The sequence below is a fragment of the Actinomycetota bacterium genome (assembly GCA_019347575.1).
Lineage (GTDB): Bacteria > Actinomycetota > Nitriliruptoria > Nitriliruptorales > Nitriliruptoraceae > JAHWKY01.
The window spans coordinates 1-19,589 of sequence record JAHWKY010000008.1 but is presented as its reverse complement, the minus strand read 5'-3'; the positions used below and the strand labels follow the sequence as shown (position 1 = coordinate 19,589).

The following is a 19,589-nucleotide window of genomic DNA, read 5'->3' as shown; positions in this document are numbered from 1 at the left end:
CCAGGGATGTCAGCTGCGTTCGGGGGCGACGCTCGTGGACGCGCGCACGGCGACGAGCCGATCGAGCACCTCCGGCTGGTCGCGCAACTCCTCGGTCGTCGCCGGGCTGAGGCGGGCGTCGTCACCATGAGCCAGAGCCCGGTCGACGCGGTCGGGTCCGAGCACCTCGAGCGCGGTGGCGACGACCTCATCCGGTCCGTACCGCAGCGACAGCGAGATCAGCGCTTCGAGCACGTCCTCCTCGAGGAGCAGGTCGTCGGCGAGCATCTCGGCGTAGCCGAAGTCGACCAGCCACGGCCCCGCCTCTCCGAGGATCACGTTCGCACCGACGAGTCCGCCGTGAGCGATGCCCGCCCGGTGCAGCGTGTCGACCTGCTCCCAGAACGCACTCAGGTCGTCGCGCGATACCGACGCGCTCGCCTCCATCGACTGGCCCTCGACCCACCGGAACGCCAGGAGGCCCGTTCCTCCGTCGAGGCTGCGGGCCGCGATCACCTCTGGTGTGCGCACGCCGGCGCGTTCCGCCGCGAGCGCGAGCGCGGCCTCGTGATCGACCTGCGAGCGTGGCGAGCGGAAGCGCTGCTCGTGCTTCGATCGGCGGCGGGCGACCGCGCGCCACGCGCGGTAGATCAGGTCGCGGTCGGGGATCTCCTCCGCGACCAGCTTGATGAACACCTGGCTGCCGTCGTCGAGGTGGGCGTGGTAGGGAGCGGAGACGTGTGCGGGCACGTGAGCTGGTTCCAGCCTGCTGATGCCGAACCCCAGCTTCGTGAGGGTGGCCTCGACACGTGCCGGTTCGGGGCGACCGGTGGGCGTGCCGATGGTGAGGCGGAACAGCGCCCCGACCGCGAACCCCAGCCCCGCACCACCGACGACATCCAGCGGCAGGTGTGCCCCGACGTAGATCCGCGACAACCCGACCACGCTCGCCAGCACCCACAGGATCCAGCGGTAGCGCCGCGGCAGGTGAGGGGCCGCCGCTGTCGCGAGACCGACGGCGACCGCGGTGTGGCCCGAGACGAAGCCCATGCCCACAGCCTCGCTGCCGCGGACCGTGACGATCTCGAGCAGCCCACCGGGGCGCGGCCGGCCGAACGCGTCCTTGAGGACCCGGCCGATGAGCCACGACGCCGTGCCGACGACACCCAGGTCGAGCGCGAGCCGCCGACGTCCGAGGATCAGCGCGAGCACGACCAGCACCGGTACCGCGAAGAACGCCCCGAGCTGCATGACCACCCAGACGGGGGCGTAGACGAGGTCCGTGATGCCGTTGATCAGGTCGAAGGCGCCGGTCTCCGAGCGCCCGACGCGGTCGGGTCGGATGGGCAGTGACGCGAGCGCGAGGGTGATGACCCCGACCGCGACGCGGACCACGTCCGAGGCGTGTCGGACGCGCTGACGACGCATCGGAGAGTCCGCGTACTTCTCCGGCACAGAACGCTCCTGGCACCCGACGATGGGGCGGCGTGACGGGGAAGGTAGCTGCGGGCCGGTCACGGCCCGGATGGCCGCGTGGTCAGGGCACGTCAGACGATCGGCTCGGGCACATTGGAGCGGTCCCAGGGGAGGTCCCGTGTCCGGTTCATCGGACCCGTCACGCACGACGAGGATGTTGAAGGCCGCGCTCGCGGTCGCGATCGTCGTCGGGATCTTCGTGGGCGTCCTTCCGAGGATCACCGACATGCGGGAGGTGTGGCGCCACCTCCGCGATATCGGCGCGCTCGCGTGGACCGGTCTCGCCGCCGTGACGCTGTGGAACCAGGTGACCTACTGGTGGGTCACGATGGCGGCGCTGCCCGGCCTGAGCTTCGGCCAAGCGGCGACCGTCAACCTCTCGTCCACCGCGGTGGCCAACACCGTCCCCGCCGGCGGGGGAGTGGGCGTGGGCGTGTCGACGGCGATGCTCGCATCGTGGGACTTCGCCCCAGGCGAGATCGGGCGCTACGTGCTCGTGACCGCCGTGTGGAACAACTTCGTCAAGCTCGGGATGCCGATCGTCGCACTGGCTCTGCTGGCGCTCACCGGCGGAGGGAACGGCCGTCTGGCCGTCGTCAGCGTCATCGGACTGCTCGTCCTCGGTGTCGCGGTCGTCCTCCTCTACCTCGTGCTCCGTAGCGAGGAGTTGGCACGCCGGGTCGGCGCGGTGGCCGGGAACGTCGCTTCGAAGATCATCGGTCTCGCCGGCAAGGGCCCGGTCCAGGACTGGGACGACAAGGCGGCACGCTTCCGCGAGGACTCCATCGAGCTGCTCCAGCGCCGGTGGCACGTCCTGACGATCGCCACGGTGGTCGGACATCTGTCGCTGTTCGCTGTGCTGTACACCACGCTGCGCCTCGTTGGTGTCGGCGCGGACGAGCTGAGCTTCGCGGAGGCGCTGGCCGGGTTCGCGTTCGCTCGGCTCGTCACCGCCATCCCCCTGACGCCAGGAGCGGTCGGCATGATCGAGCTGGGCTACGTCGGGGCGTTCGTGGCGATGGGGGCGGACAAGAGCCTGGTCGTGGCCGCTGTGCTGGCCTTCCGCACTCTGACCTACCTGCTTCCCGTGCCGCTCGGCGGGCTCACCTACCTCGTGTGGCGCCACCGCAGCGATTGGCGCGAGGGTGAGGACGGTGCGTCGGTGGGGCCAGATGACGTCGAGCGCTCCGCGTCACGGACGTGACCAGGTTCGCGGCGGCGCCGTGGCCTCCGCCGGGTCAACGTCGCATGCGGTCGAGGTCCAGCGCGCCATCGGACGCTTCACGGAGGCGTTCCGCGAGAACGTCACGTGGTGTGGTCGTCAGCACGGGCTCGATCTGCTCGAGCGCGTTACCCCACCCTTCTCCGTCGAACGCGAGGGTCGTGACGATGCAGCCACCCTCGATCGCGTGGAAGCGCTCGGCCTCGTACGTGGTCTGAGACTGCACGTGGATCCGCTCCTGGTCCTCGCCGGGCGCGAGCTCGACCGGCTCGGCTTGCTCGGCGGAGACGCATCGCTCCATCAGTGCCACCACGACGACGTCGCTCCCCGCGATGTCGTGACTGAGGTTGAAGCTGGCGACGCCGCGCTCGACCTCGAACGTCGTGACGGTCCAGCCGAGGGGGACCTCCTCCAGGCAGGGGAGCTGCTCGGCAGCGGGCAACGCCTGTGCCTGCGTCGCGACGGTCTCGAGGGCATCGCACGTCGGCGCTGAGGCGGGCAGGTCGCCTTCACAGCCGACGCTGACCGCCAGCGCGAACACGACGGCGAGAGTCGACGTCTTCACAGCATCCCCGCCGTCGTGAACGACACCCACGTCAGCCCCCCGAACAGCGCCGCGGCCAGGACCACGCCGACGGCGGCTGCGATCCGCCGCCGCCCCCACCGGTGCATGCGGATCGGGGCGTGCGCGGGCGCCAGCTCGCGGAAGCGGCCGAGCAGGTCGCGGCCATCGACCTCGAGCCTGTCGCGGAGCTGAGCCGGTATGGCGAACCCGCGCGTGGCCGCGAACGCCTCGCCGAGTTCCTCCTGGCTGAAGCGCTCGCTCGCACGCGCGTAGACGGTCTCGGCGTCCGACCCCAGCGCGAGCACGAGCATCATCGCCCCGAGATCGACCGCCTGCCGCCACGGGGAAGGGCGCACCTGTGCGAAGGCGGTGTCGACCAGTCGGAGGTCCCCGTCGACGACCAGCAGGTTGCCCGGCTTGAGGTCGCGGTGAGCGATCCCTGCGCCCCACAGGTTCTGGACCAGCTCCAGGCCTGGTCGATCAGCTCCTCGTCCACCTCGACCGCGTCGAGCTCGTCACCGTCGGCGAGGTACTCGAACAGGATCGCGTACTCGCGTGCCGGGGTGATCTCGATGATCCCGAGCGGCGCCGGTACCGGCAGCCCGGCGTCGCGCATGACCCGCGTCATGTGGTCCTCGTAGAGCACGAGGTGGCGCACGCTCGCGAACGGTGCCTCGTCCTCCAACGCCCCGTAGAGCAGCAGGCGCCCCAACTTGTACGAGCGATCGGAGCGCACGTGGTGGTGGGTGTAGAGCTTGGCGAAGACGGTGTCTCGCTCCGTACTCGGGTCTGCGAGCTGCACCCGCAGCGGCGTCGATCCGGCTGATCCTTCCGTCGCGTGCAGTTCGATGTCGGCGACCGCGAGGCCGAGTTGGTCGCGGGCGGCGTCACGGATCGCGGCGAGGCGCTCCGGCGTCAGGTCGACGTGGGCGGTCTCCCCCCTCCGGTACACCACCGGCACGATGTTGCTCGGTGCGAGGAGTCGCAACGCGAGGAACCCGACGCCGGCGCCGAGGGCGGCTGCGACGAGCACGTCGGTCGGGTGGTCGACGCCCAGCAGGACGCGCGCGATCCCGACCACCGCGGTCAGAACTCCGATGATCGAGGCGACGCGACCGCGCCACGGGCCGGGCGGGACGAGCACGCTGCGCATACCGATGAGCGTCACGACCAGGCCCGCGACGGGACGGGACGGGTGGCTGAAGCCCTCCCACGCACCGACGATCGGGACCATCGGCCGGGGTCGCGTGATCGCGTAGTTGAGGAGGGCGGTCGCCCACTCGACCACGAGGATCGCGCCCACGAAGACCAGCAGGTGACGGATGCGCCGGACAGCGAGCAGCACCGCGATGGTCCCCCACCGCAGGATCCGCAGGGTCCACTCGTTGGTCAGACCCGAGAGGACCTCCGCGAGCGCGACGCTCAGGTCCGTGCGCAGCGCCACCGCGCCCCGGTTGAGCGCCTCGTCGGCGCGGGCGACGACATCGCTGTCGCTGTACGCCAGCGCGAACAGCGAAGCAACCGCAGCGATGAAGGCCACGATCCCCCAGCGGTACCCACGCCAGCGCTGGGCAGCCGGTAGTGGAGGGGGTTCGCCGGTCGGGCGTCGACGGCGAGCGCCCTCCTGGTGTCCGGCTTCCGGGGCAGCCGCAGACTCCGCGTCGGCGTCGACGCGCTCGAGCACGGGCCGTTCAGCCTCGGCGGACACAGCACCTCTCGCAGCGCAGCTTCATCCGAGTATCGACCCGGCAGGGCACCGAGCCTCCCCGGCCGTTCGTCCGCACGAGCGGCAGGGACACCGACGCGGGTAGGGCGGGGGGCGGCCCCACGCCTCCGCGCCTCGGCATACTCATCGCCGGGCCGAGGAGCGCTCGGCGAGCGGACCGTGGAGGGAGGTAGGGCGGTGGGGCAACGCTTGGTCGACGACGCGACGCTCGAACGGCTCGCACGCGCTGGCCTCGCCGGACGTGGCCTGCTCTACGCCGTCCTGGCCGTCCTGGCGGCGCAGGTCGTGCTCGGCGGATCGCGGGGATCGGGCAACGCCAGTGCCCAGGGTGCGATCGAGGCCATCGCCAAGCAGCCGTTCGGTCGCGCGCTGCTCATCGCGCTTACGGTCGCCTTCGCCGCGTACGCCGTGTGGCGGGCGGTGCAGGCCTACCGCGGACCGCGCGAGGAACGTGACCTCCCCGCCTGGGCCATGCGCGTCGCGTTCGCGTTCCGCGCGCTGCTGTACACCGGTCTCGCCCTGCTCACCGCACGTGAGGCGGTCGGTGCGGGTGGTGGAACCAGCAGCGAGCGGTCGGTGACGAGGACGGTCCTCGAGTGGACCGGGGGAGCGTGGATCGTCGCGGGCGTCGGCGTCGTCGTGCTCGGGATCGCCGCGTACCAGGGCTACCAAGCCATCAGCCGCAGCTTCCTCGAGGATCTCGAGGAACGCCGCATCGGTGACGCGACCCGGGCGTGGCTCGAGCCACTGGGGTCGGCCGGGCATGCGGGGCGCGCCCTCGGCTTCGGACTCGTCGGCGCGTTCATCGTGCACTCCGCGCTGACCTTCGACTCGGGAGGTGTCGGGCTCGACGGCGCACTGCGTGAGCTGAGCGGGACCGCGCACGGGCCCTGGCTCGTCGGGGCGGTCGCGCTCGGGTTCGGGCTGTACGGCGCGTTCCTGCTCGCGATGGTGCGGTACGCCGAGGTCCGCGACCTCGACTGATCGGTCGGGTCACCCGTAGACGAGGGAACCCCCGGCGGGTGCCGGGGGTTCCGTGGGGTCTGGCCAGTTACTTCTTCTTCGTCGACTTGCGCTTGGTGGCCTTCTTCTTGGCCGGGGCCTTCTTCGTCGACTTCTTCTTGGCCGGGGCCTTCTTCTTCGTGGCCTTCTTCTTGCTGGCCTTCTTCTTGGCCGGGGCCTTCTTCGTCGACTTCTTCTTGGCCGGGGCCTTCTTCTTCGTCGCCTTCTTCTTCGCAGGCGACTTCTTCTTGGCCGGGGCCTTCTTGGTGGTCTTCTTCTTGGCCGACTTCTTCGCTGGTGCCACGCGATCCCTCCCTGACGGAGTGGCTGCCACGCGGAAGACTACGGGTAGTTCGGTCAGGAATGCAGCAACTTCTACATCTTCTTCTTGCCAAGGTCGCTCGCGTGGTCTAGTCGGTGCGCGCCGGTGTGTCAGGATGCGACGCATCCGAGGAGGCTCGAGCCGTGACCGACGATCGCTACGCACGCTTCACCAACCTGCGCATCGAACGCCCCGAGCAGCACCTGCTCGAGATCATCATGGACAACCCCGGTCGGCTCAACTCACTCGACCACGACGGTCACCGCGAGCTCGCGGAGGTGTGGCTCGAGGTCGATCGCGACCCGGAGACGCGCGTCGCGATCATCCGAGGCGAGGGTGAGGTCTACTCGAGCGGGGGCGACCTGGATCTCGTCCGCGACATGGCCGACGACTTCGCCACACGCATCCGCGTGCTGCGCGAGGCACGGGACCTGGTCTACAACGTCATCAACTGCGCCAAGCCGATCGTCTCCGCGATGGAAGGTCCGGCCGTCGGTGCCGGCCTGGTCGTCGGGCTGCTCGCCGACATCTCGATCGCGGGGCGCAGCGCGCGCATCATCGACGGGCACACGCGCCTCGGCGTCGCCGCAGGCGACCACGCCGCCATCGTGTGGCCGCTGCTGTGCGGCATGGCCAAGGCCAAGTACCACCTGCTGACGTGCGAGCCGGTGTCGGGGGAGGAAGCCGAGCGCATCGGACTCGTCTCCCTCGTCGTCGACGACGGCGCGACCCGCGATCGGGCGCTGGAGGTCGCCCGCAAGCTCGCCGCCAGCAGCCAGTCCGCCATCCGGTTCACCAAGCTGACCCTCAACAACTGGCTGCGGACGTTCGGTCCGACCTTCGACGCGTCCCTCGCCTACGAGTTCCTGGGCTTCTCGGGCCCCGACGTCCGCGAGGGCATGGCCGCCATCCGCGAGAAGCGCCCCCCTGCCTTCGAAGGGCCGGCCTCCGAGTAGGGCGCGACCCGAACGCGTGGCGCACGTGCGTCGGTTCCTCCGTGCGCCCCGCGGTCACGTCCGGATCTCCTCTTGCCAAGGGTCGACCGAGCGCCTACTGTCCCCCGCGTTGCCCCGGTAGGCAGAACCCCCGAGAGGGGGGGACGTCGACCGGGGCGACACCATTTATTGGCGACGCCGCTCCGCGTCGTCGATCCGGCCCTCGCCATCCCCCCGCAGCCGAGAGCGCGGTCCTTCCTCTGGCGACGCCGCTCCGCGTCGTCGATCCGGGCTTCGTTGTTACCCGCCGCCGACAGCGCGGTGTCGGCGGCTGTGCATCGTCGGGGGACCCTTCTGTTGCCTTCCGGGCGCTAGCGTCGGGGTCCATCCGCCATACCCGGAGGCGCCCCGTGGAGTTCGAGCTGTCCGACCGCACGAAGCAGCTCCAGGAGGAGCTGGCGGACTTCATGGACGCGAGCGTCTACCCCGCTGAGCCCGTCTACCGCGAGCAGCTCGAGGCCAGCGGTGACCGGCACGCGACGCCGCCGATCCTGGCAGAGCTCAAGCTCGAGGCGCGCAAGCGCGGGCTGTGGAACCTCTTCCTGCCCAACGAGAAGTGGGGCGCCGGGCTGACCAACCGCGAGTACGCCCCGCTGTGCGAGATCATGGGCCGCTCGCCGATGCTGGCACCGGAGGCGTGCAACTGCTCCGCGCCCGACACCGGCAACATGGAGATCCTCGCCGAGTTCGGCACGCCGGAGCAGCAGGAGCGCTGGCTCGTGCCGCTGCTCGAGGGCGAGATCCGCTCCTGCTTCGCGATGACCGAGCCCGACGTCGCCAGCTCCGACGCGACCAACATCCAGAGCCGCATCGAGCGCGACGGCGACGACTACGTCATCAACGGGCGCAAGTGGTTCACGTCAGGAGCAGGCCACGCCGACGCCGCCATCTGCATCTTCATGGGCAAGACCGACCCCGACGCCGACCCCTACCACCAGCAGAGCTTCGTGCTCGTGCCGATGGAGACCCCCGGTGTCCGCATCGTGCGTGAGCTGCCGGTCTACGGGGCGCTCGACCCCAAGGGGGGCCATCCCGAGCTGGCTTTCGAGGACGTCCGCGTCCCGGTGTCCAACCTCATCGGTGAGGAGGGAGGCGGCTTCGGCCTGGCGCAGGCTCGGCTCGGACCGGGGCGCATCCACCACTGCATGCGGCTCATCGGGATGGCCGAGCGAGCCTTCGACCTGATGTGCGAACGCGTCATCGCGCGCGAGGCGTTCGGCAAGCCGCTCGCCCGGCAGGGCGTCATCCAGCAGTGGATCGCGCAGGCACGGGTCCGCATCGAGCAGGCGCGCCTGCTCGTCATGAAGACCGCCTGGCTGATGGACACCGTCGGCGTCAAGGGTGCGCGCGTCGAGGTCAGCGCGATCAAGATCGTCGCCCCGTCCATGGCCGAGTGGGTCATCGACAAGGCCATCCAGGCGCACGGGGCGATGGGGTTCACCGACGACACGCCGCTCGCGATGATGTGGGTGCACGCGCGGACGCTGCGCATGGCCGACGGACCCGATGAGGTCCACGAGATGTCGCTGGCCAAGCGCGAGCTCAAGCGCTACCTCCCCACCTGATCGGCGTTGAAGCGTTGAGTACGTGTACGCGTACCCAACTCTTCAACCTCGTCGTCATCGCTGCGGGACCCGGGGCTCGACGGAGGCGTCGGGCTGCGAGACCGCGCGGGGCGCGATGGTCGCGAGCGCCGCGGTCAGGAGCACGCCTCCGGCGGCGAAGGTCGCCCGCGCCCCGACGTCGTCGTACATCGCGCTCGCCCCGATCGGCCCGACCGTCTGACCGAACCTCGCCGCGCTGACGAAGGTCGCGACGACCGTCCCGCGTGACTCGGTCGGGGCGTGACCGGCGGCCGCGTCCTGCAGGGTCGGCAGCAGCAGCCCCTCACCCGCCCCGAACACCAGGAGCGCCGGGACGATCACGATCAGGCTCGCGCCGGCCGTGAGCGCCGCCAACGCGACCGCGTACACGACCAGCGATGCCCGCACGACGCCTCTCCGCCCCCGACGTGCGGTGATGCGGCCGAGGTTCAAGGCCACGACGGTGGCCGTGATCGCGGGCAGGCCGAGCAGCACGCCCCGCAGCCCTGCGCCCATCCCGAACGTGTCCTGCAGGTACAGCGGCAGCACGGTCAGCAGCACACCGAAGATCGTTACGAACAGGATCGCGGCGGTGGCGAACAGCGCGAGCGCGCCGGGTTCGCGCAGGTAGGGCAGCGCACCACGGAAGCGCTCGGCGATGCGGACGTCGCTGCGTGGCGTGCGCGGCAGGTAGCGCAGGACCGCCCACGCGGTGATGAGCGAGACGGGGTAGATCACGAACGGGGCGCGGAACCCGCCGAGCTCGGCGAGGCCACCTCCCAACGGGGGCAGGACCGCGACACCGACGGTCAGCACTGCGGAGTTGCGGCCCATCACCGTGGCCCGCTCGGTGCCGTCCCAGTTGTCGCCGATGAGGACCACCGCGAGGTTGACCAACCCGGCCGAGCCGGCGCCCTGGAGGAAGCGAGCGACGATGAGCACCCAGAAGTTCGGAGCGAGGCCGGCGAGCGCCCCGGCGACTCCGAACAACGCGAGGCACGGGGCGAGCACCTCGCGGCGACCGAACCGGTCGGCCAGCAGCCCGATGACCGGGGCGAGTGCGATGCCGGGCAGGGTGGCGGCCGACAGCACGAGTCCCGCCAGTGACCGCGACGCACCCAGCCCGTCGACCAGATCGGGGATCACGGGTGCGACCAGGGTGTTGCCGGTGATCCCCGTCGCGGTGATGGCGAAGATGAGCAGCAGCGGTGGCCTCGCCTCCTCACCGTCCGGCACGATCACCTCCGTCTGCGACGTCGTACGCCCCTGACGGAGCCAGCGGCGTGAGCGCACTACCGTAGGCGCCGGACGCGGCGGTTCCGGAGGCGGTGCGTGGAGGGTCTGACCGAGTGGCTCGGGCTGTCGTCCACGACCCACACCAAGCTCATCCTCACGGGGGTCGTGATCCTCGTGCTGATCCTGGGGCGGACGATCGTCGCCCGAGCGTTGATCCGACGCTCACCGGACGACATCGAGATCCTCTACCGCACACGCAAGGGCACGACCTACGTCGCCGTCCTCGTCGGCGTCATCGCGGTCGTCGCGATCTGGTTCGAGGCGCTCGGCGGTCTCGGCACGTTCCTCGGTCTGACCGCGGCCGGTATCGCCATCGCGCTGTCGGACGTGCTCAAGAACTTCGCGGGATGGGTCTACATCGTGCTGCGTCGTCCCCTCCGCGTCGACGACCGCATCGAGATCGCGGGGCACAAGGGCGACGTCGTCGACGTGCGCATGTTCCGCTTCTCGCTGCTCGAGATCGGGAACTGGGTCGACGCCGACCAGTCCACCGGCCGCATCGTGCACGTCCCGAACGGCAAGGTGTTCACCGAGCCCATCGGGTCCTACACCGAGGGGTTCAGCTACGTCTGGCACGAGCTGCCGGTGCTCGTCACGTTCGAGTCCGACTGGCATCGCGCCGAGGAGCTGATCCTCGAGGCGATGAACGCGCACTCCCCGGACGTCAGCGAGGCCGCTGGCCGACAGATCCGCGAGGCCGCCTCGGCCTACAAGATCCGCTACCGCCACCTCGAGCCGACGGTGTACGTGCGGGTCGAGACGTCGGGTGTGCTGCTCACGGGCCGGGTCCTCGTCGAGGTGAGGACCCGTCGGGGCGTCGAGCAGCAGATCTGGCGCGCCATCCTCGACGCGTTCCACCTCGAGCCGCGGGTCCAGTTCGCCTACCCGACGATCAGGACCTACTCGCCACCACCGCCCGAGAGGTGATCGCCGACTCGAACGAACGGCTCCGTCACGTTCGAGGCGTTCCCCGTACTGGCGGCCCGTTCCACGCGATGGAACGATGGCCTGAGAGACCGTCCCGGATCGACGCCACGCAGGAGCGCGTGGGAACGATGTCGAACCGGCAAGGGGGAAGGTGCCGGCCACATGCAACCGTCACGCGGAGCCGAGAACCCCAGCAGCGGGGTCCCCACCGTCATGCTCGTGGACGATCACCCGCTCTGGCGAGAGACGTTGCGGAAGGTCATCGAGCGCCAGGGGGCCGGTCAGGTCATCGCCGAGGCTGACGACGGTGAGTCGGCTGTGGAGGCGATCACCGGCGCGGCACCTGACGTCGTCGTGATGGACGTCGACCTGCCTGGCATCGACGGGGTAGCCGCGACGCGGCGCATCGTCGCCGAGCTCCCGACGGTCAGGGTGCTGTTCCTGTCGTCCTTCGACGACCGCGCCAAGGTGGTCGGCGCGGTCGAGGCCGGCGCCTCCGGCTACCTGCTGAAGACGGCCGGTGCACCGGAGGTGGCCGACGCGATCCGTCGTGTCGCTGCGGGCGAGCTGGTGTTCCCGCCGCACCTGGCCGAGGTGCTGCTGTCGCAGATCCGTGGGCCCGGAAGCGCGCCGTCCGACTCACGAGCCGCGAGCGACAGTGAGGGCGTCGCGTCGGGCACGTTCAGTCGGTCCGGGGAGTTCTGGAAGCTCGATTTCGAGGGCCGGACGGCGCACGTCGCCGACCTAAAGGGCCTCGCCGATCTAGCCGAGCTGCTGGCGGCGCCGGGGCGTGAGGTGCTCGCGGCGGAGCTCGTCGCCGCGCGTGCGGGCCACCGCCCCGAGGTCACATCTGCGGCAGCTGCTCAGGAAGGTCTACAGGCGCAGGCGGGCACGGGTACAGGGCCGGCCCTTGACGGTGCCGCCAAGCGGGCGTATCGCGACCGCATGGAGGCGCTGCAGGACGACATCGAGGAGGCGGAGGAGTTCGGTGACCAGGAGCGAGCGGCGAGGGCTCGCGAGGAGCTCCAGTTGCTTACCGAGCAGCTGGCCGGGGCGGTCGGGCTGGGGGGTCGCGACCGCCCCGTCTCCTCGGACGTCGAGCGGGCCCGCATCTCGGTCACACGCGGGATCCGGCGTGCGGTCAGGCGCATCGAGGAGGTGCACCCCGAGCTCGGCCGCCACCTCGACCGCTCGGTCCGCACCGGGACGTTCTGCTGCTACGACCCGGAGGTGCCGGTCGACTGGGAGCTGTCGTGACGTCACCCGTCGGGGTCGAGCTTCCCGCCCGCCGCTGCGGACTGCTGCTACGCCGTTCTGATCCGTCCCGACCGGGTGCCAGCAGACCGTTCCGAGTGGAGCCCAGCCGTTCCAGGTGAGGGCACGCCCCGCCGGTAGCACACCTCCACGAGGGGAGACGACATGCGCTACCGCCACGGATCCACAATGGCTCTGCTCGCCGCGCTGCTGCTGGCGTTCCAGGCGGCACCCCCGGTCGAGCCCGAGCGGTTGATGGCGCCCCAGAACATCGGGGCCACCGCGCGCGACCAGATGCTCAACCCCGACTACATGATGCGGCTGCGGGAGCCCGGGATCGGCGCCGCTCTGGGGACCGAGGAGGGCTGGCGCTACTGGCTCGACGTGTACCGCCACGACTGGGATGGCACGCGCGGGCGCATGCTCGAGACGACGTTCGACAACCGCTACGGCGCGACACTCGAGGTGCGGCTGTTCGCACCCCTCGAACGCGGCAACTACCCCGGGCTGGTCTTCACACCTGGCTATGGCGCGGCTGGAGCGGTGCCGGGGTACTGGTCGCTGCTGCAGCGCATCGCCGAGGAGGGCTAGCCTGGTTCGATCTGCACCTCCAGCGTGATCGGACCGCGGCCGAGCGGCTGACCGCCGAGGTGTTCGACGGCTCCGCCGACCGCTCCTCGATCGGGCAGGGCACCTACGACCCGCTGACGATGGGCAGCGTCCCCTACAGGATCGAGGGCCGGCCGGTCTCCGACTTCACGGGGCGCCGCGCCCCGAACGCGTTCTGGCTGGACTGACCTCAGCGCGGCGACCGCGGCCGCACACCGTACGCCGTACACCTGTCGTGCACCTCACGTGTACGATAGGTGTATGGCGAGGACCCGGACCAACATCGAGATCGAGGACGCGTACGTCGAGGCGATCATGCGCCGCTACGGGCTGCGCACCAAGACCGAGGCGGTCGACCTGGCGCTGCGGCGTCTGGCCGGGCAACCGATGACGCGCGATGAGGCGAGGGCGATGCGCGGGGCACACGCCATCGCCGAAGCACCCGAGGACGTGCCACCGCCCGACGGGTCGTGATCCTCGTCGACACCTCGGCGTGGGTGGAGTACGACCGCGCCACCGGCAGTCGGGCCGACCTCCGCCTCGCCGAGCTGATCGCGGAGGATGGCGCCGTCGCGGTCACCGAGCCCGTGGTGATGGAGGTCCTCGCCGGCGCACGCGATGACGCCCGTGAGGCGGACCTGCGGCGGCTCCTGAAGCGCTTCGATCTGCTGCGCTTCGATGCGGTCACCGACTTCGACGGGGCGGTTCGGATCTACCGCGGCTGTCGTAGGGCGAGGATCACCCCACGGGGGATGGTCGACTGCATGATCGTGGCGGTCGCTGACCGGCACGGCGCCACGCTGCTCGCGCACGACGCGGACATCGCACGGGTCGCCTCGGTCCTGGACCTCGAGCTCGACGCATCGTCGCTGCGGCCCTGAACTCGCGCCGTCGCGGCGGGCCCTGTTCCCGGGCACGACCGGGTGTTCCACGCGATGGAACGATGCTACGTGGAGGGTCCACGTGACCCGCTGAGGCAGGTTCCGGGCGCGCCCGCGTCGAACCGCCCCGGGGGAGGTACGAGAGCATCGCATGGCAGCGTCGCAGCGGACCGAGCGGAGCCCGGGGGTCGCGGGTGCGCGTCACCTCGGGGCGCTCGCCACCTCGCGTCTCTTCGGTGCCGGCATGGCCGCGTGGCTGGTGCTGTTCGGGGCGGTGCAGGTCGGGCTGTCGACCCCCGACCGGGAGCTGCTGAGCGGGGCGTCGGCCGGCGCCGCCCTGGACTACAGCGCGCTGCGGGGGACCATCGCGCAGCTCACCGAGGCGTTCATCGCCGAGGTGCTCGGACTGGCCGACGCGACGAGCGGCGGGAGGGAACCCTCCGGTCCGGCACCCCAGCCGGCGCCGGGTGCGGTAGCCGCACCGACCACGGCACCGGACGTCGTGGCACCTGCCGGCCAAGTCGAGGTCGTGCATGCGCCGGACAACGACGCCTTCGGCGACGCGTACCCCGTGTCGTCGGTGCCGTTCGCGGCGCGGACGGACCCGTCGTCGGCCTCACGGCAGGGCGGGGAGCCGTCCTCGTGCGCGGCGACGGGGCCGACGCTGTGGTACCGCTACACGGCCGACCGCACCGCCGCCCTGACGGCCCACTCGGTCGCCCGTGGCAGCGCCGCCGCGGTCGCGGTCTTCGTCGGGGTCGACCTCGATCGGCTCGAGGCTCTCGGCTGCGACGGCAGCGCGTCGGGACCGGCCGTGGTGCGCTTCCTCGCCGAGGCGGGTACGACCTACCGCTTCCAGGTCGCTGCGCCGCTCGGCGCGAACCAGGTCCGGTTCGGCCTCGACGCGCTGGGGACGACCACGCGCATGCCGTCTCAGAGCGACGAGACGTTCGCGGACGCGTCCTGCGAACCCGTCGAGTTCGGGCCGTACCCGGCTCCCATGTCACCGCAGCCGCCGGTGCTGAGCGACGACGGCCGGTTCGCGGTCTTCGCGAACCACTACTCGGAGACCTTCACCCACCACTGTCCCGAGCACCGCGTGCCGCTGGGGTCGGATGACTACCTCGACGTGTTCGTGTACGACCGCGTCACCGGCGTCACCGAGATGGTGTCGGTCTCGTCGGAGGAGGAACCCGGCAACGAGCGCAGCGGCATATATCGCGCGGCGATCTCGGCCGACGGTCGCTTCGTCGCGTTCTGGTCCAACGCCTCCAACCTCGTCCCCGACGACACCAACGGTACGTGGGATCTCTTCGTGCGCGACCGGGTGGCGGGCGAGACCACCCGCGTCTCGCTGTCGAGCGACGGGGCGGAGGGCCGGCCTCCGCCGTTGGACCCCTGGTACGACTTTCACTACCGCCGGTGCGAGACCTTCGGGGGCAAGGACGGCCCCCCCGTCCGTGACCGCTGTCACTGGCGCCGGACCGTCGACATGACCCCCGACGGTCGCTACGTGGTGTTCGGCAGCGACCTCGTCGGTCTCGTCGAGGACGCCGACGCGCCCCGTGATCGCAAGCCCGTCTACCGCAACGACCGCGTTACGGGCGAGACGATCAAGGTCTCGCTACTCAGCCAGGCGGACGCAGCCTTCCCCACCATCTCCAGCGACGGCACGCGGATCGCCTACATCGCCGTCCACGACCAGTTCCAGCCCCTGCCGGGCGGGGAGGACGATCCGCCGCTGCCGGGCCGCGAGGACTACCCACCACCGCTCCCCGACCGGTGGTGGGCGCAGGTGTTCGTGCGCGACCTGACCACCGGCGAGACGCGGATGCTGACCCGCGGGCACGACGGCCGGCTCGCCGACGCCTCCATGGGCCCGCCGAAGATCTCCGACGATGGTCGCTACGTTGCCTTCACCTCGTCGGCGACCAACCTCGTGCCGCACGACCGCAACGGCGTCGCGGACGTGTTCGTCGCCGACCTCGGGAGTGGGGAACTCGAGCTCGTCAGCGTCAACTCCGCCGAGGAGCAGCAGATCGACGACGAGCGGACCGCGTACGCCGACCACTTCCCCTCGATCTCCGCTGACGGCCGTTACATCGCCTTCGAGTCCACCGCGAGCAACCTCGACTCGGACTCGGGGCGTGATCAGGGCCCCGACACGGCCGCCGGCAACTGCCCCGCCGGCAGCGACGTCTTCGTCCGCGACCGCGTGGCGGGTACGACCCTGCTCGTCTCGGTGTCGAGCTCCGGCGAGCCGGGCAACCGCTGCTCGGCCGCCCCGTTCATCTCCGCCGACGGTGGCACCGTTGTCTACTTCAGCGCTGCCGACAACCTCGTTGAGGACGACATCAACGGCGACTGGGGCGGCGACCTGTTCTTCCACGACTTCGCGGTGCTGCCGTGATCGTCCTCCTTCCACGACTTCGCCGCGCTGCGGGTGCGCGTCGCCTCGGGACGCTCGCCACGTCGCGTCTCGTCGGTGCGGGGTTGGCGGCGTGGCTGGTGCTGTTCGGGGCGGTGCAGGTGGGGCTGTCGACCCCGGACCGGGAGCTGTTGAGCGGGGCGTCGGGGGGCGTCGCCCTCGATTACTCCGCGTTGCGGGGGACGATCGCGCAGCTCACCGAGGCGTTCATCGCCGAGGTGCTGGGGCTGGCCGCACCGTCGGCGGCGGATGCTGACGCTGTGTCCCCTCCGCCGGGACCGGCGGCGGGCGCGCCGGCGCTGGCGGCCGAGGCTGATCCGCCGGTGGTTCCGGCGGCGCGCGTCGAGGTCACCCACCCCCCCGACAACGACACCTTCGACGAGGCGTACGAGGTCCCATCGGTGCCGTTCACCGCGACGACGGACGCGTCCAGCGCCTCTCGGCAGCCCGGGGAGCCGGACTCGTGTGCTCGTGCCGGCCCGACCCTGTGGTACCGCTACACGACCGAGCGGACCGTGGGGCTGACGGCTCATGTCGCGGCCCGCGGCAGCGCCACGGCCCTGGGGGTGTTCGTCGGGGCGTCGCTGGACGATCTCGACGTGCTCGGCTGCGACGACACGCTGTCGGGAGCGTCGGGGGTGCGGTTCCCGGCGGAGGCGGGAACGACCTACTTCTTCCAGGTCAGCGCCCCGCTCGGGGCGCGTGAGATCCGGTTCGCTCTCGACCCGCTCGGCACCACCACGCGTGTGCCCCACCTCGGCGACGCGACGTGGTCGGAGGCGTCGTGCCTGCCGGTCGACGTGCACCCGTACTTCCCGATCCCGCATCCGGCGAAATACCCGGCGATGAGCGCCGACGGCCGCTACGTGGTGTACGAGTCGTACCACTCCGCGACCTGGCCGTACCGCTGTGCCGAGAGCCAGGTCCCGCTGGGAGATGACGAGTACCAGGACGTGTTCCTCTACGACCGGGTGACCGGGGTGACCGAGCAGGTCTCGGTGAACTCCGACGGGGAACCCGGCAACGAGCGCAGCGGCTCGGCGGTCCGCAACGCGGTCTCGGCCGACGGCCGCTACGTCGCGTTCTGGTCCGCCGCGACCAACCTGGTGCCCAACGACACCAACGACGAGTGGGACCTGTTCGTCCGCGACCGGCACACCGGCCAGACCACCCGGGTGTCGGTGTCGAGCCACGGCGAGCAAGGGACCCCGCCCCCGCCCGAGACGTTGCTGCTCGTCGAAGCGGCGATCTGCGAGCGCTTCGGCGGTCGTGACGGCCCGCCGGTCCGGGACTCCTGCTACTTCCTGCGCGAGTTCGACATGACCCCGGACGGCCGCTACGTGGTGTTCTGGAGCTGGATGCGTGGCCTGGTCGAGGAACCCGATGGATGGGGACCCACCGGGTTGGACAGCCGCAGCGTCACCGCGGTGTACCGCCACGACCGCTGGACCGGAGAGACCATGCTGGCGTCGCTGCCGGAGCACGCCGACGCGAACATGCCGAGCATCTCCGCCGACGGCAACGTCGTGGTCTACCGCGCGTGGGACGGTGGGGAGATCCAGCCGATCGATGGCGGCCCGCAGTACAACTCCGGATTCCTCCAGGCACCGCAGGTGTACGCACGCGACCTGCGCACCGGCGAGACCGTCCACGCGAGCCTGGGCTACGACGGCCAGCCCGCCAACGGGGCGACGTACGTGCCGATCGTGTCCGACGACGGCCGCTTCGTCGCGTTCTCGTCGCAGGCGACCAACCTCTGGCCCCGCGACGTCAACAGCGTCGCCGACGTGTTCGTCTACGACCTCGAGACCGGGGTGATGGAGATGGCCACCGTCAACTCCGCGGGGGAGCCGCAGGTGGCCGACCAGCAGATCGAGCAGCGGATCTACTTCAACCAGATCCGCAGCTCGATCTCCGCGGACGGGCGCTACGTCACGTTCGAGTCCGCCGCCTCCAACCTGGCGCCCGAGTCGCCCGGTGAGCACCACCCGGAGACGGGCAACGTCAACTGCGCGCCGGGTACCGACGCGTTCGTGCGCGACCGCGTCGCCGGGACCACCACCCGGGTGTCGGTGGCGACCTCCGGCGAGGCAGCGAACGGCTGCACGAGGTGGTCGTTCATCTCGTCCGATGGCAGCACCGTGGTGTTCTCCAGCCAGGCCGACAACCTCGACGAGAACGACCACAACGGCCTGTTCGGCTACGACCTGTTCCTGCACGACTTCTGGGTGCCGCTGTGAGCGCCCCCGAGAGGAGAGAGCCGTGAACCCGACCCGCCGGTTCCGTGAGCTGCGGCTGTTCTGGAAGCTGCTCATCCCGTTCGCGACCCTGTTGGTGATCGTCGGAGCGTTCGGGGCGTTCGTCATGATCCGCGATCAGGCGTCGCGGGCGCAGTCGGCCCTCAACCGCGACCTCCAGGAGGCTTCCCTCCAGGTTCGCAGCACGCTGCAGCAGCGCGAGCTGTACCTGCTGGAGTCGGCCAACCTCGCCGCCAACCTCGAGGGGATGGCGGCCGCCGTCACCGAAGGCGACCCCGCGGCGTCGGCGGACCTGCTCCGGTCCGTGGTCGCTCTGAAGGGCGAGCTCGACGCGGTCGCGGTCCTCGACACGGACGGGAGACCGCTCGCGTCGCTGGGATCGGCCGGTACACCCAGCGGCATCACGTTCGATGCGGGCACCACGTTCATCGCCGCGGCACTGGCGAGCGAGGACGGGAACAAGCACGCCGGGTTCGTCGCCACCGACGCGTCCGCGTTGCTGGCGATCGCCGCCCCGATCTGCTCCGGCACCGACCCGTGCGCCCCGGTCGGCGCAGCCGTCGTCGCGCAGGACATCAGCGGCGTCCTGGAAGGACTGGCGGCGGGCGACCTCGCGGCACGTCTCGACGGTGGCGGCCTGGCGCTGTTCGAGGAGTCGGGGCGACCGCTGGCCGCGACCGGCACGACGCCGGAGGTGGCAGCGGACACCGGACCCGAACCGGACCGCCTCGTCCGTGTCGTCGGCGAGATCGACGGGTCCGAGGTGCACACCCTCTACGCCCCGTACGGCCTGCAGGGCGAGGTCCGCGGGACGGTGGCCGTGACGCTGTCCGCCGAGTCGGCCTTCGCCGACCTCCGGGGCACGGGCCTGCGTCTGACCCTGGTCCTGCTGCTCGCGCTCGTCGGCATCGTCGCGGTCGGGGCGCTGGTGTCGCGCGCGATCCTGCGCCAGGTCCGGCCGCTGGTGGAGGCCAACAAGCGCCTCGGGTCGGGTGACCTGACCGCCCGGGTCCCGATCGTCAGTGGTGACGAGATCGGCGAGGTCGCCAGCGGGCTGAACCAGATG

19 protein-coding genes are annotated in these 19,589 nt (G+C 70.9%); 13 read left to right on the top strand and 6 right to left on the bottom strand.

The annotated features are described in order from the left end of the window. Nucleotides 1-9: 9 nt before the first annotated feature. A complete protein-coding gene (locus tag KY469_06850; protein ID MBW3662801.1) occupies nt 10-1,434 on the bottom strand; it encodes a phosphatase PAP2 family protein in 1,425 nt (474 codons plus the stop codon). 139 nt (nt 1,435-1,573) lie between these two features. Here KY469_06850 and KY469_06845 point away from each other — a divergent pair, with 139 nt between their 5' ends. Continuing rightward, entirely contained in the window at nt 1,574-2,659 is a 1,086-nt protein-coding gene (locus tag KY469_06845; protein ID MBW3662800.1) for a YbhN family protein, read from the top strand. Nucleotides 2,660-2,693: 34 nt separating this feature from the next. On the opposite strand, the gene KY469_06840 is transcribed toward KY469_06845, so the two are convergent. The 3 genes from KY469_06840 to KY469_06830 are packed head-to-tail and all read right to left on the bottom strand — an operon-like array spanning nt 2,694 to nt 4,950. Further along, a complete protein-coding gene (locus KY469_06840) occupies nt 2,694-3,242 on the bottom strand; it encodes a hypothetical protein (protein MBW3662799.1) in 549 nt (182 codons plus the stop codon). Continuing rightward, complete coding sequence (locus KY469_06835; GenBank protein MBW3662798.1) at nt 3,239-3,556, bottom strand: hypothetical protein; 318 nt, start codon at nt 3,554-3,556, stop codon at nt 3,239-3,241. Before KY469_06835 ends, KY469_06840 begins: the two co-directional genes overlap by 4 nt. Then, complete coding sequence (locus KY469_06830; protein MBW3662797.1) at nt 3,553-4,950, bottom strand: hypothetical protein; 1,398 nt, start codon at nt 4,948-4,950, stop codon at nt 3,553-3,555. Before KY469_06830 ends, KY469_06835 begins: the two co-directional genes overlap by 4 nt. A gap of 195 nt (nt 4,951-5,145) precedes the next feature. Here KY469_06830 and KY469_06825 point away from each other — a divergent pair, with 195 nt between their 5' ends. Then, nucleotides 5,146-5,952 carry a DUF1206 domain-containing protein gene (locus KY469_06825; GenBank protein ID MBW3662796.1) on the top strand — a complete coding sequence of 269 codons (807 nt, stop codon included), beginning with the start codon at nt 5,146-5,148 and terminating at the stop codon, nt 5,950-5,952. A 67-nt stretch (nt 5,953-6,019) separates the two neighbouring features. Here KY469_06825 and KY469_06820 read toward each other — a convergent pair whose 3' ends face one another. Then, nucleotides 6,020-6,274 (bottom strand): hypothetical protein, encoded by a 255-nt coding sequence (locus KY469_06820; protein ID MBW3662795.1) that lies wholly within the window; start codon nt 6,272-6,274, stop codon nt 6,020-6,022. 161 nt (nt 6,275-6,435) lie between these two features. On the opposite strand from KY469_06820, the gene KY469_06815 reads away from it, so the two are divergent. Continuing rightward, nucleotides 6,436-7,248, top strand: coding sequence for an enoyl-CoA hydratase/isomerase family protein (locus tag KY469_06815; GenBank protein ID MBW3662794.1), 813 nt, complete (start codon nt 6,436-6,438; stop codon nt 7,246-7,248). 389 nt (nt 7,249-7,637) lie between these two features. Then, nucleotides 7,638-8,852, top strand: coding sequence for an acyl-CoA dehydrogenase family protein (locus tag KY469_06810; protein ID MBW3662793.1), 1,215 nt, complete (start codon nt 7,638-7,640; stop codon nt 8,850-8,852). A 54-nt stretch (nt 8,853-8,906) separates the two neighbouring features. Here the strand turns inward: KY469_06810 and KY469_06805 are convergent, their stop codons facing one another. Continuing rightward, on the bottom strand, nt 8,907-10,106 hold the full coding sequence (locus tag KY469_06805; GenBank protein MBW3662792.1) for an MFS transporter: 1,200 nt from the start codon (nt 10,104-10,106) through the stop codon (nt 8,907-8,909). A 96-nt stretch (nt 10,107-10,202) separates the two neighbouring features. On the opposite strand from KY469_06805, the gene KY469_06800 reads away from it, so the two are divergent. The 9 genes from KY469_06800 to KY469_06760 all read left to right on the top strand — a co-directional run. After that, the gene (locus KY469_06800; GenBank protein MBW3662791.1) at nt 10,203-11,093 is read left to right on the top strand and encodes a mechanosensitive ion channel family protein; all 891 of its coding nucleotides are present in this window, start codon (nt 10,203-10,205) and stop codon (nt 11,091-11,093) included. Between the two features lie 162 nt (nt 11,094-11,255). Next, a complete protein-coding gene (locus KY469_06795) occupies nt 11,256-12,350 on the top strand; it encodes a response regulator transcription factor (GenBank protein ID MBW3662790.1) in 1,095 nt (364 codons plus the stop codon). 162 nt (nt 12,351-12,512) lie between these two features. Continuing rightward, nucleotides 12,513-12,938: a hypothetical protein gene (locus KY469_06790; protein ID MBW3662789.1), complete on the top strand. Its 426-nt coding sequence runs from the start codon at nt 12,513-12,515 to the stop codon at nt 12,936-12,938. Nucleotides 12,939-12,997: 59 nt separating this feature from the next. Then, a complete protein-coding gene (locus KY469_06785; GenBank protein MBW3662788.1) occupies nt 12,998-13,144 on the top strand; it encodes a hypothetical protein in 147 nt (48 codons plus the stop codon). A gap of 73 nt (nt 13,145-13,217) precedes the next feature. After that, nucleotides 13,218-13,430, top strand: a complete 213-nt coding sequence (locus KY469_06780) for a type II toxin-antitoxin system VapB family antitoxin (GenBank protein MBW3662787.1) — start codon at nt 13,218-13,220, stop codon at nt 13,428-13,430. After that, the gene (locus KY469_06775) at nt 13,427-13,837 is read left to right on the top strand and encodes a PIN domain nuclease (protein MBW3662786.1); all 411 of its coding nucleotides are present in this window, start codon (nt 13,427-13,429) and stop codon (nt 13,835-13,837) included. Before KY469_06780 ends, KY469_06775 begins: the two co-directional genes overlap by 4 nt. Before the next feature lie 151 nt (nt 13,838-13,988). Continuing rightward, nucleotides 13,989-16,247, top strand: coding sequence for a hypothetical protein (locus tag KY469_06770; GenBank protein MBW3662785.1), 2,259 nt, complete (start codon nt 13,989-13,991; stop codon nt 16,245-16,247). Continuing rightward, nucleotides 16,244-18,505 carry a hypothetical protein gene (locus KY469_06765; GenBank protein ID MBW3662784.1) on the top strand — a complete coding sequence of 754 codons (2,262 nt, stop codon included), beginning with the start codon at nt 16,244-16,246 and terminating at the stop codon, nt 18,503-18,505. The genes KY469_06770 and KY469_06765 overlap by 4 nt, the downstream gene beginning before the upstream one ends. A gap of 22 nt (nt 18,506-18,527) precedes the next feature. Continuing rightward, nucleotides 18,528-19,589 (top strand): HAMP domain-containing protein (locus KY469_06760; protein ID MBW3662783.1); only part of this gene is annotated, 1,062 nt, incomplete at its 3' end.

Excerpts from the sequence above, each read along its gene's own strand:
- KY469_06780 (MBW3662787.1), top strand. The coding sequence starts at position 13,218 with ATGGCGAGGACCCGGACCAACATCGAGATCGAGGACGCGTACGTCGAG.
- KY469_06790 (MBW3662789.1), top strand. The coding sequence starts at position 12,513 with ATGCGCTACCGCCACGGATCCACAATGGCTCTGCTCGCCGCGCTGCTG.
- KY469_06835 (MBW3662798.1), bottom strand. The coding sequence starts at position 3,556 with ATGATGCTCGTGCTCGCGCTGGGGTCGGACGCCGAGACCGTCTACGCG.
- KY469_06795 (MBW3662790.1), top strand. The coding sequence starts at position 11,256 with ATGCAACCGTCACGCGGAGCCGAGAACCCCAGCAGCGGGGTCCCCACC.
- KY469_06770 (MBW3662785.1), top strand. The coding sequence starts at position 13,989 with ATGGCAGCGTCGCAGCGGACCGAGCGGAGCCCGGGGGTCGCGGGTGCG.